We start from the raw sequence: 13,256 nt of genomic DNA, 5'->3' as shown, positions 1-13,256 counted from the left end.
AGCGGATCTAGCATTGGCTGGTGCAGCAAGAAGGTCGATCACCTGAACCCAGCCTGCGCGCGCTGATCCGGGAGCGCGCAGCCACCGACGCCGACCGCGTGTACCTGGAGGACGCCCGGTCCGACCGGGTCCTCAGCTACGGCGCGCTCGGTGCCGCCGTCGACGCGTGGGCCGCCACGTTCGACGTGATCGGGGTCGGTGACTCCGGTGCGGTGCTCGTGGACGTGGGGGACCCGCTGTCCTTCGCCGTAGTGCACCTCGCCGCCGTGGCGTCCGGCCGTCGCGCGGTCCCCGTCGACACCGGACAGCCGACCACCGAGCCGGCACGCCTCGCCGACCTGCTCGGCGGCGCGTCGATGGTGGTGTCGGACCGTGCCGTGGACGCGACCATCCCCGGGGCACCGGCCGCCCGCGTCGACCCGGCCACGGGCCTCCCGTCCGACGTCCGTGACGGCGACCTGCCCGGCGAGAGCCCGGACGCGCCGGGGGAGGGCTCCGTCGTCCTGTTCACGTCCGGCTCGACCGGGACACCGAAGGGCGTCGAGCTGCCCGAGTCGCAGCTGCTGTTCGTGGCGCGCGCCGTCGCCCGGCACAACCGGCTGGCGCGGGACGACCGCGGGTTCAACTCGCTGCCGCTGTTCCACGTCAACGCCGAGGTGGTCGGCCTGCTCGCGACCCTGGTCGCCGGCGCCACGCTCGTGCTCGACCGCCGTTTCCGCCGGACCGGCTTCTGGGAGCTCCTCGCCGAGCGCCGGATCACCTGGCTGAACGCGGTGCCGGCGATCCTCGCGGTGCTCGCGAAGACCGGCCCGCTCGACTTCCCGGCCGGACTGCGGTTCGTCCGGAGCGCCTCCGCGCCGCTGCCGGACCCGGTCCGCGCCGCGCTCGGGGACGTCCCGCTCATCGTCAGCTGGGGCATGACCGAGGGTGCCAGCCAGATCACGGCGACGCCGCTCGACGCTCCCGCGCGTGCCGGCACCGTCGGTGTGCCGGTCGGCTCCGAGGTCCAGGTCCGCGGTGAGGACGGCGCCGTGCTGCCCGCGGGAGAGGTCGGTGCGCTCTGGGTGCGCGGGCCCGGCATCGTGCACTCGTACCTGTTCGGCCGGGCGTCCGAACGCTTCGACGCCGACGGCTGGCTCTCGACCGGTGACGTCGGCTCGGTGTCCGAGGACGGCTGGGTCGCCCTCGCCGGCCGTTCCGACGACGTGATCAACCGCGGCGGCGAGAAGGTCTACCCGTCGGAGGTCGAGGACGTGCTCCTCGGCGATGCCCGCGTGCTCGAAGCCGTCGTGGTCGGACGCCCGGACGACGTCCTCGGGAGCGTGCCGATCGCGTACGTGATCCCGCAGCCCGACGAACCCGTCGACGCCGAGGCACTGGTCGCCGACCTCACCGCACGCGCCGAACGCTCGCTCACGCGGTTCCGCCGCCCGGTCGAGATCGTCGTCGTGCCGGACCTGCCGCGCGCACCGACGGGCAAGATCCAGCGGGCGCGTGTCCGCGGGATGGCGGCGTCGTGAGCGGAACGGACCAGCGAACGCGCCCGGGCTCGGACGGCACGGTGGACGCCCCGGCGAAGCCCGACACCCCGGCGGGGCCCGACGGCGCGGTCGACGCGCCGGCGCAGCCCGTCGGTGTGCAGACCCCCACCAGGACCGCTTCGGGCAAACCGCGGCACCTGTACGAGGTCGACGTCCTCCGGATCCTGACGTTCGCGTGCGTGCTCGGCGTGCACACCACGAGCCACACGATGGCGTCCGACGACATCGGGCTCGCCGGGCTCCTCTCGCTGCTGCACTTCACGCGGCTGGTGTTCTTCACGCTCACCGCGTTCGTGCTCGTCTACAGCTACTCGATCCGCCCGAAGCCGATGTCGGTGTTCTGGCCGAAGCGCTTCCTGCTCGTCGGCGTCCCGTACCTGGCGTGGTCGTTCGTCTACGTGGGGTCCGCGTGGCTGCTCGACCCCGGGCAGCGTGGCGACGTGCCCGCACTCGTGACGACCTTCGCGACCGGGGTCGTGACGGGGACCGCGAAGTACCACCTGTACTTCCTGCTCGTGACGATGCAGGTCTACCTGCTGCTCCCCGCGATCATGTGGCTGGTCCGGAAGACCCGCGGGCACCACGTGTGGGTGCTGGTCGTCTCGCTCGTCTTCCAGCTCGTGGTCTTCGCCGGCTACAAGTACTTCCCGGCCAGTGACGCCTGGCTGAACGGGTACCAGAAGCAGTTCTTCTTCTCGTACGTGTTCTTCATCGTGTCCGGTGCGATCGCGGCGGACCACGCCGAACGGTTCCTCGGGTTCATCCGCACGTACCGTCGCGGGATCATGTGGGGCTTCCTCGGGGGAGCGCTGCTCACCCTCGCGGTGTTCGTCGTGCAGCTGCTCGCCGGGCAGTCGCCGTACGCTGCCGGCACGCCGCTGCAGCCGATCGAGGCCGTGTGGAGCACCGTGGTCTTCGTCGGCTTCCTGGCGATCGGTGCCTGGTGGGCGGACCGTCGCGTCCCGGGGAGCCGGCTGGCGAAGGTCGTCGACTACGCCTCGGACCGGTCGTTCGGTATCTTCCTGAGCCACCCGCTGGTCATCTGGCTGCTGCTGTACGGGTCGAGCCCGCTCGAGGCCCTCGTCCCGAAGCCCTGGCTGACGCTCGTCACCTACCTGCTCGTGGTCGTGCTCGCGGTCGCGATCACCGAGGTGTTCCGCTGGACCCCGCTCAGCGTGCCGCTGACCGGTCGTCCGTCGCTGTCGTCCCGGAAGGTGCGTGCGGCGCGCGCCGCGAAGCGTGCGGCGGCTGCGGCTGCGGCCGCGCCGTCTGCTTCGGCGGCTTCGCGGGCGTAGCGCGGGAGCGGTCCGCGAAAGCGACAGTGGTCGCGTGCCTGGCACGCGACCACTGTCGCTTTCGCGGACCCGTCGGGTGGTGCGTCGACGTCGCGGCGTGCGCCCGGCGGTGGACTGGCCACGTGCCGGCCTGGAGGCTCGGTGCGGGCCCGACCCGAGCCTCCCGTCGCGTGGGTGGTCGCGCACGGGTGCGCGCGACAGACCCGAACCTCCTGTCGGGTGGGTGGTCGCGCACGGGTGCGCGCGACCGACCCGAGCCTCCCGTCGGGTGGGTGGTCGCGGCGCGCTGCGCGTGGTGCGGGTCGGCCGGTCGATGGTCGACGCGCCGTCCCTGCGGCGGGCCGGTGTCGGCGTGCCATGCGACACCGTGCGTCGATCTGCGCCGCGCATTCGTGTACCCGATGTCGCCTGCCCCGATGCATGCACATCGAGCGACAGGCGACGGTGGGAAGCGCGGCGCGAACGCACGTGTGGTGTCGCCTTCGTCGCGCCCGTACCCGCGCACCTGCCCGAGCGCCCGCCCCCCCGCCCGCGCACCGGACGCACGAGAGCCCGCGCGGTCGGGGACCGGGCGGGCTCTCGGGGTGGTGCGGGTCAGGCGGTGGGCTGCTGCTCCGCCTTCGGGGTGCCGATCTCGAGCACGCCGTCGGTCATGGTGAGGCGCTGCGGCTTCATGAACCAGGCGACGACCGCGGCCGCGAACAGCAGCGCGCAGGAGAGCGCGAACGGCAGCTGCCAGCCCGAGGCGTCGATGAGCAGACCGAACACGATGGGGGAGACGACGCCGGCGATGCCGAAGCCGGTGTTCATGAAGCCCGAGGCGGTGCCGGACCACTGCGGTGCGACGTCCATCGGGATCGCCCAGAGGTTCGCGTTGCAGAGCTCGAGGAAGAAGAACGACAGCGCGAGCGAGATCGTGGCGACGACGAGCCCCTGCCCGATCACGAGCGGGATGAGGCAGATCAGGGAGCCGCCGAGGCCGATCACCAGGATCGTTCGCCGGGCGTTCCGGGTGTTGCCGCCGCGGTGGATGATGCGGTCGCTGAGCATGCCGCCGACCGTGTCCCCGACGACACCGGCGAGCAGGATCAGCGTCGTGAAGAGGGCGAACGACCCGATCTCGAGGTTGTACGTCGAGCTGAGGAACGTCGGCAGCCAGGTGAGGAACACCCAGAGCGTCCAGCCGTACCCGAAGTCGACGAACGTGACCGGGAGGATCTGCTTCGCCATCTGGCCCCACGGGACCGGCGGACGCGTGGCGCGGGTCTCGACGGGGGGCAGCTCGGAGAGCTCGATCGGCTTGATGCCCTTCGCGGACTCGGGCTTGTCGCGGAAGAAGAACCACCAGACGACGGCCCACGCGAAGGACAGCACGGCGGTCGCGAAGAACGCGAGGCGCCAGCCGCTGATCGCGATGAAGTAGGCGACGACGAGCGGTGCGAGCGCGTTGCCGAGGCGGGCGGCCGAGTGCACGACGCCCTGCGCGAAGCCGTTCCGGTCGCGCGGGATCCACCGGCTCATCGCTTGCGTCGCGGTCGGGAACGCCGCCGCTTCGCTGAGGCCGAGGAGCGCGCGGGCGGCGAAGAGCGTCCAGAACCCGACCGCGAACCCGGTGAGGAGCGTCGCGACGCCCCAGATCACGGTGATCACGAAGAGCGACTTGCGGGGACCGAACTTCTCGCTGATCGTTCCGCCGAACACCTGCAGCAGCGCGTACGGCAGCGAGAACGCCGAGATGATCAGGCCGGCCGTGGCCTCGTTGAAGCCGAACTCCGCGGTGATGTGCGGCAGGGCGGTGGAGATGTTGGTGCGGTCGACGTACGAGATCGCGTACATGAAGCACAGGAGGATGAGCACGCGCCCGCGGATGCGTCCGCGGAACGGGGTGCCCTTCGTCGGTGCGGCGGGAGTCGCCGTGGTCATTGGGGGCCTCTTCGGGGGAGTGAGCGCTGGTCGGGTTGCTGAACGGTTGGGACGCTAACCCTGGTTTCTATCAGGATCCTCGATGGTTCGTCGCGGAATCCGATGGGCCAGCAGGACGCGCTACGCCGTGGGCGAGCACCCCGGCTCGCTGTCGGTGGCCCCGCCTAGCATTGAGGGCATGGCAGTGGCAATCGAACCCACCCGCGCGGTCCGCCCGTTCGAGGTGATCAGCGAGTACTCGCCGAGCGGCGACCAGCCCGCGGCGATCGCCGAACTCGCGGGCCGGATCAACGCCGGTGAGACCGACGTGGTGCTCCTCGGCGCGACCGGTACCGGCAAGTCCGCGACCACCGCGTGGCTGATCGAGCAGGTACAGCGTCCGACGCTCGTCCTCGCGCACAACAAGACCCTCGCGGCGCAGCTCGCGACGGAGTTCCGCAGCCTCCTGCCGAACAACGCGGTCGAGTACTTCGTCTCGTACTACGACTACTACCAGCCCGAGGCGTACGTCCCGCAGACGGACACCTTCATCGAGAAGGACTCCTCGGTCAACGCCGAGGTCGAGCGGCTGCGGCACTCCACCACGAACTCGCTGCTCAGCCGGCGCGACGTCGTCGTGGTCTCGACGGTCTCCTGCATCTACGGCCTCGGCACGCCGGAGCAGTACATGAACGCCTCGGTGGCGCTGACCCGCGGCCAGACGATCTCCCGCGACCAGCTCGTCCGGCGGTTCGTCGCGATGCAGTACCAGCGCAACGACGTCGACTTCGCCCGCGGCACCTTCCGCGTGCGCGGCGACACCATCGAGATCATCCCGATGTACGAAGAGCACGCGATCCGCATCGAGATGTTCGGCGACGAAGTGGAAGCGCTCAGCTCGCTGCACCCGCTCACGGGCAACGTGATCGAGGACCTCGACGCCGTGTCGATCTTCCCGGCGTCGCACTACGTCGCCGACACCGATGTGATGCACCGCGCCATCGGCACCATCAAGGAAGAACTGGCCGAGCGGCTCGCCGAGCTCGAAGGCCAGGGCAAGCTGCTCGAGGCCCAGCGGCTCCGGATGCGCACCACGTTCGACATCGAGATGATGGAGCAGATCGGGTTCTGCTCCGGCATCGAGAACTACTCGCGGCACGTCGACGGCCGGATGCCGGGGGAAGCCCCGCACTGCCTGCTCGACTACTTCGCCGACGACTTCCTCATCGTGATCGACGAGTCGCACGTCACCGTGCCGCAGATCGGCGCGATGTACGAAGGCGACGCCTCCCGGAAGCGCACACTCGTGGAACACGGCTTCCGGCTCCCGAGCGCGATGGACAACCGCCCCCTGCGGTGGGAAGAGTTCCTCGAGCGCGCGGGCCAGAAGGTCTACCTCTCGGCGACGCCCGGACGGTACGAGCTCGGGATCACGGACAGCGTCGTCGAGCAGATCATCCGCCCGACCGGCCTGGTCGACCCGGAGATCGTCATCAAGCCCTCCGACGGCCAGATCGACGACCTGCTCGAAGAGATCCAGGTCCGCGTGGAGAAGGACGAGCGCGTGCTCGTGACCACGCTCACCAAGCGCATGGCCGAAGAGCTGACGGACTTCCTCGGGAACGCCGGCGTGCGGGTGCGGTACCTGCACTCCGACGTCGACACCCTGAAGCGCGTCGAGCTCCTGACCGAGCTGCGGCAGGGCGTCTACGACGTGCTCGTCGGCATCAACCTGCTGCGTGAGGGCCTCGACCTGCCCGAGGTGTCCCTCGTCGCGATCCTCGACGCCGACAAGGAAGGCTTCCTGCGCTCGTCGACGTCGCTCATCCAGACCATCGGTCGTGCCGCGCGCAACGTCTCCGGTCAGGTGCTGATGTACGCGGACAAGATGACCGACTCCATGAAGCAGGCGATCGAGGAGACCGACCGCCGTCGTGAGAAGCAGGTCGCGTACAACCTCGAGCACGGCATCGACCCGCAGCCGCTCCGCAAGAAGATCGGCGACATCACCGAGGCACTGGCGCGCGAGAACGACGACACCAAGGAACTCCTCGAACGCCGGAACAGCAGCGCGCGGGACGGCAAGCGGTCGCCGACGCCGTCGCTCAAGCGCACCGGCATCGCGGGCGAAGGCGCGACGCAGCTCGAAGCGACCATCGCGGACCTCAACGACCAGATGCTGCAGGCAGCGGCCGAGCTGAAGTTCGAGCTCGCGGCACGGCTCCGCGACGAGGTCCAGGACCTCAAGAAGGCGCTGCGACAGATGGAGTCGGCCGGGCATGTCAACTGAGCGCCGCGTCGTCGTCACGGGCGCCAGCGCGGGGCTCGGCTACTGGGCGGCGGAGCAGCTCGCCGCCGCCGGGCACCGTGTGGTGCTCGCGACCCGCAGTCCGGAGCGCGCCGACGCCGCGGAGCGGAGCATCCGGCAGCACGTGCCGGACGCTGCGCTGGAACACCTGCACGTCGACCTCGCGGACCTCGACAGCGTGCGGGCTGCTGCGGACGACCTCGGCGGGCGTGGCCCCGTCGACGCGCTGGTGAACAACGCCGGCGTCGTCGGTTCCGGTACCCGGCGCTCCACTGCGCAGGGCTTCGAGCTGCAGGTCGGCACGAACCACCTCGGGCACTTCGCGCTCACCGGGCTCGTCCTGCCCCTGCTCGAGCAGTCCGCCGGCCGGGTCGTGCACCTCGGGTCGATCGCGCACCGCTGGGCGTCACTCGACCCCGGTGATCCGCTGCGGGTCGGGCGCTACTCGAGCTACGGGCAGTACGGCCGGAGCAAGCTCGCGGTGATGCTGTTCGGGTTCGAGCTGGCCGAGCGCCTGGCCGACGCCGGGTCCTCGGTGTCGAGCGTCGTCGCACACCCGGGGCTGTCGCTCGACGCGCTGGCTCCGTCCCGGCCGCTCGTCGCCCCGGCACGCACGGAGCCCGGCTGGACCCGTCCGGGGCAGCGCCTGTACGCGCAGGGCAAGGACGCCGGTGCCCTGCCGATCGTGCACGCGGCCGTCGGCGCCGCCGACGGGCCGGACGCGGTCCGCTCGGGGCAGTACTGGGGACCGGCGGGGTTCATGCAGCTCCGCGGTCCGGCCGCCGTGGTCCGTGCACAGCCGCGCGCCCACGACCGCACCGAAGCAGCCCGGCTCTGGGTGGCCAGCGAGCGCGCCTCGGGGGTGGCGTTCGCTCTCGACGCACTCGTGTGAGCGCCGCGCGCGGGCGAATGTCGGACCCGGTTCGTAGAATCGTCGGTGATGACCATCACCTCTGATCGTGACTCCGCGACCGCCGGCCGGAACGCATTCGGCGAATCCGTGGACCTCGAGCCCGCAGACCTGCACCTCCCCGGTGGGACGGCACCGCACGGCACCTCGACGCTCAGCGTCCGCGGTGCGCGCGTGCACAACCTCCGCGACGTCGACCTCGAGATCCCGCGCGACTCCCTCGTCGTGTTCACCGGCCTGTCCGGGTCGGGCAAGTCCTCGTTGGCGTTCGACACGATCTTCGCCGAGGGGCAGCGGCGCTACGTGGAGTCCCTGTCGGCGTACGCCCGGCAGTTCCTCGGGCAGGTGGACCGACCCGACGTCGACTTCATCGAGGGGCTCTCGCCCGCGGTGTCGATCGACCAGAAGTCCACGAACCGCAACCCGCGCTCGACCGTCGGCACCATCACCGAGGTCTACGACTACATGCGTCTGCTCTGGGCGCGCATCGGCATCCCGCACTGCCCCGTCTGCGGTGAGGTGATCAGCAAGCAGAGCGTGCAGCAGATCGCCGACCAGCTGATGACGCAGGAGACCGGCACCCGGTTCCAGGTCCTCGCGCCGATCGTGTCCAAGAAGAAGGGCGAGTTCGTCGACCTCTTCCAGGAGCTCGCCGCGTCCGGCTACTCGCGCGCCATCGTGGACGGTGAGCGCATCCAGCTGAGCAGCCCGCCCACGCTGAAGAAGCAGGTCAAGCACGACATCTCGGTGATCGTCGACCGCCTGGTGGCCAGTGACGACATCCTCGGGCGTCTGACCGACTCCCTCGAGACCGCCCTGCGCCTGACGAACGGCACCGTCGCGATCGACCTCGTCGACCACGAAGGGCCCGGCGCGGTCCGGACCTACTCGGAGAACCTGTCCTGCCCGAACAACCACCCGCTCGCCCTCACCGAGATCGAGCCGCGGACGTTCTCGTTCAACGCGCCGTTCGGTGCGTGCCCGGAGTGCTCTGGCCTCGGCACGCGCATGTCGGTCGACCCGGACCTGGTGCTCGGCGACCCCGAAGCCTCCCTCGCCGACGGTGTGCTGCTGCCCTGGACGGGCACCAGCGGCCTGTACTCCTACTTCGAGAAGCTCCTGGCTGGTCTCGGCAAGGAGCTCGGCTTTCGCCTGGACACCCCGTGGAACCAGCTCGACCCGAAGGTCCAGGCAGCGATCCTGACCGGCAAGGACTTCGAGGTCTCGGTGTCCTGGCGCAACCGGTTCGGTCGCGAGATGCGCTACACCAGTGGGTTCGAGGGCGTGATGCCCTACATCGAGCGCAAGTTCGCCGAAGCGGAGTCGGATTCGCAGCGGCAGCGCTTCCAGGGCTACCTGCGTGAAGTGCCGTGCCCGGTGTGCGACGGCACGCGCCTCAAGCCCGAGGTGCTCGGCGTGACCGTCGCGGACCGCAGCATCGCCGACGTCACCGAGCTGAGCCTCGACGACGCGTACTCCTTCATGGAGACCCTGACCCTGACGGATCGCGAAGCCCACATCGCGGCGGCGGTCCTGCGGGAGATCCGGGCGCGCCTGGAGTTCCTGCTCGAGGTCGGGCTGAACTACCTCACGCTCTCGCGCGGGGCGGGGTCCCTGTCCGGCGGCGAAGCGCAGCGCATCCGACTGGCGACCCAGATCGGTTCCGGCCTGACCGGCGTGCTCTACGTCCTCGACGAGCCGAGCATCGGGCTGCACCAGCGCGACAACCGGCGCCTCATCGACACCCTCGTCAAGCTGAAGAACCTCGGGAACACGCTCATCGTCGTCGAGCACGACGAAGACACGATCCGGACGGCCGACTGGGTCGTCGACATCGGCCCCGGTGCCGGCGTGAACGGCGGCAACGTCGTGCACTCGGGTTCCTACGACGAGATGATCGAGAACCGCGAGTCGATCACGGGGGACTACCTCGCCGGTCGCCGGGCGATCGAGATGCCGAGCGAGCGCCGGAAGATCAACAAGAAGCGCGTGATCAGCGTGCAGGGCGCCCGCGCGAACAACCTCAAGGAAGTGGACGTCGACTTCCCGCTCGGCGTGTTCACGGCGGTGACCGGCGTCAGCGGCTCCGGCAAGTCGACGCTCGTCAACGACATCCTCTACAAGGTGCTCGCGAACCAGCTCAACGGCGCACGGCACATCGCCGGCAAGCACACCCGCGTGAAGGGCCTCGACCAGCTCGACAAGGTCGTGCACGTCGACCAGGCCCCGATCGGCCGCACCCCGCGCTCGAACCCGGCGACCTACACCGGGGTGTTCGACCGCATCCGGCAGCTCTTCGCGGAGACCCCCGAAGCGAAGGCCCGCGGCTACCTGCCCGGCCGCTTCAGCTTCAACGTCAAGGGCGGTCGCTGCGAGAACTGCTCCGGTGACGGCACGATCAAGATCGAGATGAACTTCCTGCCCGACGTGTACGTCGCGTGCGAAGTCTGCGGTGGCGCACGCTACAACCGCGAGACGCTGCAGGTGCACTACAAGGGCAAGGACATCTCCGAGGTCCTGGACATGCCGATCAGCGAAGCGGCCGAGTTCTTCGAGCCGATCTCCGCGATCCACCGGTACATGGCGACCCTCGTCGACGTGGGCCTCGGCTACGTGCGGCTCGGCCAGAGCGCCACGACCCTGTCCGGCGGCGAAGCCCAGCGCGTGAAGCTCGCGACGGAGCTCCAGCGCCGCTCGAACGGCCGCACGGTGTACGTCCTCGACGAGCCGACCACGGGTCTGCACTTCGAAGACGTGCGGAAGCTGCTCCTCGTGCTGCAGGGCCTGGTCGACAAGGGCAACACGGTCATCACGATCGAGCACAACCTCGACGTCATCAAGTCCGCCGACTGGCTCATCGACATGGGTCCGGAAGGCGGCTCGGGTGGCGGCACGGTCCTCGCGACCGGCACCCCGGAGCACGTCGCCGACGTCCCCGAGAGCCACACGGGCGTCTTCCTCCGTGAGATCCTCGAGGCGCAGGACGCCCGCGTGGGCAAGGAGCGTTCGGTCGGCGCGCGCAAGGTCGACGAGACCAAGCTCGGTGCCCTGCAGCGCAGCAGCGGCGCGGACAAGCAGACCGCGGACAAGACGGCGGACAAGCAGACCGCGGACAAGGAGTCAGACAAGCAGAAGGCGGGTGCTCGGTAGGTGGCGGACACCGTCTCGTGGCGCCCGAAGGCGGGGGACATCCCGACCGACCCGGGCGTCTACCGCTGGCGTGATGGCAACGGCCGCGTGCTCTACGTCGGCAAGGCGAAGAACCTCCGCGCACGGCTGAGCAACTACTTCGCGCCCCTGCCGACGCTGCACGAGCGCACGCGGCGAATGGTCCTGACGGCGAAGAGCGTCGAGTGGACGACGGTCGGCTCCGAGATCGAGGCGCTGCAGCTCGAGTACACCTGGATCAAGGAGTTCGACCCGCCGTTCAACGTCAAGTTCCGGGACGACAAGTCGTACCCGTACATGGCGATCACCCTCGGCGACGAAGCCCCGCGGGTGATGGTCACGCGGAACCGGAAGATCAAGGGCGCGAAGTACTTCGGGCCGTACCCGAAGATCTGGGCCGTGCACGACACCATCGACCTGATGATCAAGGTGTTCCCGATCCGCACCTGCTCGGACTCGTCGTACAAGCGCGCCATGCAGACGGGCAAGCCGTGCTTCCCGGGGCAGATCGGCAAGTGCGGCGGACCCTGTTCGCAGCGCGTGACGATCGCCGAGCACCGGGCCCTGGTCGAGGAGTTCGTGCGCTTCATGAACAGCTACGACCGTCGGGTGATCACCGAGCTCCGGCAGCGGATGGGCGCATCGGCGGACGCGATGCAGTACGAGCAGGCCGCCAAGTACCGCGACCAGGTCGAAGCGCTCGAAGCCGTGCTGGAGAAGTCCGCGGTGGTCCTCCGGGACTCCGTCGACCTCGACCTGTTCGGCATCGCCGAGGACGAACTGGCGGCCGCGGTGCAGCTGTTCTCCGTCCGCGGTGGCCGCATCCGCGGTGTGCGCGGCTGGGTCGTGGACAAGGAACTCGACATCTCCACCGGGGACCTGGTGGAGCAGATCGTCCAGGGCGTCTATGCCGATGGCGAGCTGTCGCCGCGGGCAGCCGGAGCGCTGCACAGTCCGACGACCGAGGAACCCCCGCGCGAAGTCGTCGTCCCGGAACTCCCGGAGGACGCCGACGCCCTGCAGCAGTGGCTCAGCGAACGTCGTGGTGGCCGCGGGACCAAGCTCAGCACCGCCCAGCGCGGCGACCGGGCGGGACTCGCGCGCACCGCGTCGCAGAACGCGCAGCAGGCCCTGATGCTCTACAAGACCAAGCGCTCCGCCGACTACACCACCCGAGCGGCAGCACTCGCGGACATCCAGGACGCCCTCGGCATGACCGAGGCCCCGCTGCGCATGGAGTGCTACGACATCTCGCACCTGCAGGGCACCAACGTGGTGGCCTCGATGGTGGTGTTCGAGGACGGCCTGCCCCGCAAGGACCAGTACCGCCGCTACTCGATCGCGGAGACCCGCGACGACACGGACAGCATGCACCAGGTGCTCACCCGGCGGCTGGCGCGCCTCGACGAGGACGCCGAGCTCCCGGACCAGCCGGACCAGAACGCGGACGGCGTGGTCGCGGTGGAGAAGCCGACGAAGCGGTTCGCGTACCGCCCGCAGCTGCTCATCGTGGACGGCGGGCAGCCGCAGGTGCAGGCGGCGAAGCGGGCGATGGACGAAGCCGGCGTGCGGGACATCGCACTCGTCGGCATCGCGAAGCGGCTCGAGGAACTCTGGCTCCCCGACGACGACTTCCCGGTGATCCTGCCGCGCAACTCGGAGGCGCTCTTCCTCATCCAGCGCATCCGCGACGAGGCGCACCGCTTCGCGATCACGCACCAGCGCGGCCGTCGCAAGCGGGACGTCCGGACGCAGCTCTCCGAGATCCCCGGCCTCGGCCCGAGCCGCGTCAGTGCGCTCCTGAAGCACTTCGGCTCGGTGACGCGCCTGCGGTCCGCCACCGCCGAGGAGATCGGCGAGGTCCCGGGCGTCGGCCCGGCGACCGCCGCCGCGGTGGTCCGGAAGCTGCAGACCGTCCCGGCGAGCACGCCGACCGGCCCGACCCCGACGAGCGCACCGGTCCCGTCGGAAGCGTCCGATGCGTCGGACGTGATCCGGTCTGGAGGCCCGGTGCGGGTCCCAGCGGTGACCAGCGACGGTCCGCACCTGCCTGCATGACGCCACCAGGAGCCTCCAGGCCGCCCGGAGCGCACCCACGCGCCGGGCGATAGCCTGGTCGCCGAGCAACAGAC

General features: G+C 70.1%; 7 protein-coding genes. 6 read left to right on the top strand and 1 reads right to left on the bottom strand.

The features are described from left to right. Positions 1-20: 20 nt before the first annotated feature. Both EDF27_RS14095 and EDF27_RS19760 read left to right on the top strand, forming a co-directional pair. Positions 21-1,520 carry an AMP-binding protein gene (locus EDF27_RS14095; protein ID WP_132049503.1) on the top strand — a complete coding sequence of 500 codons (1,500 nt, stop codon included), beginning with the start codon at positions 21-23 and terminating at the stop codon, positions 1,518-1,520. Beyond that, a complete protein-coding gene (locus EDF27_RS19760; protein WP_165931509.1) occupies positions 1,517-2,836 on the top strand; it encodes an acyltransferase in 1,320 nt (439 codons plus the stop codon). The genes EDF27_RS14095 and EDF27_RS19760 overlap by 4 nt, the downstream gene beginning before the upstream one ends. 594 nt (positions 2,837-3,430) lie before the next feature. Here the strand turns inward: EDF27_RS19760 and EDF27_RS14085 are convergent. Further along, positions 3,431-4,759 (bottom strand): MFS transporter, encoded by a 1,329-nt coding sequence (locus tag EDF27_RS14085; protein ID WP_123653524.1) that lies wholly within the window; start codon positions 4,757-4,759, stop codon positions 3,431-3,433. Between the two features lie 190 nt (positions 4,760-4,949). Between EDF27_RS14085 and uvrB the strand changes: the two genes are divergently transcribed. The 4 genes from uvrB to uvrC are packed head-to-tail and all read left to right on the top strand — an operon-like array spanning position 4,950 to position 13,182. Further along, positions 4,950-7,028 carry an excinuclease ABC subunit UvrB gene (uvrB, locus tag EDF27_RS14080; RefSeq protein ID WP_123653857.1) on the top strand — a complete coding sequence of 693 codons (2,079 nt, stop codon included), beginning with the start codon at positions 4,950-4,952 and terminating at the stop codon, positions 7,026-7,028. Next, a complete protein-coding gene (locus EDF27_RS14075; RefSeq protein WP_123704345.1) occupies positions 7,018-7,938 on the top strand; it encodes an SDR family NAD(P)-dependent oxidoreductase in 921 nt (306 codons plus the stop codon). The genes uvrB and EDF27_RS14075 overlap by 11 nt, the downstream gene beginning before the upstream one ends. 48 nt (positions 7,939-7,986) lie before the next feature. Then, positions 7,987-11,106: an excinuclease ABC subunit UvrA gene (uvrA, locus tag EDF27_RS14070; protein WP_243698364.1), complete on the top strand. Its 3,120-nt coding sequence runs from the start codon at positions 7,987-7,989 to the stop codon at positions 11,104-11,106. Beyond that, a complete protein-coding gene (uvrC, locus tag EDF27_RS14065; RefSeq protein WP_123653522.1) occupies positions 11,107-13,182 on the top strand; it encodes an excinuclease ABC subunit UvrC in 2,076 nt (691 codons plus the stop codon). The last annotated feature ends 74 nt before the right edge of the window (positions 13,183-13,256 follow it).

This window comes from Curtobacterium sp. PhB136 (assembly GCF_004346855.1).
In the GTDB taxonomy this organism is placed as follows: Bacteria; Actinomycetota; Actinomycetes; order Actinomycetales; family Microbacteriaceae; genus Curtobacterium.
The sequence above is the reverse complement of the archived record's forward strand: the minus strand, read 5'-3'. Positions and strand labels throughout refer to the sequence as shown.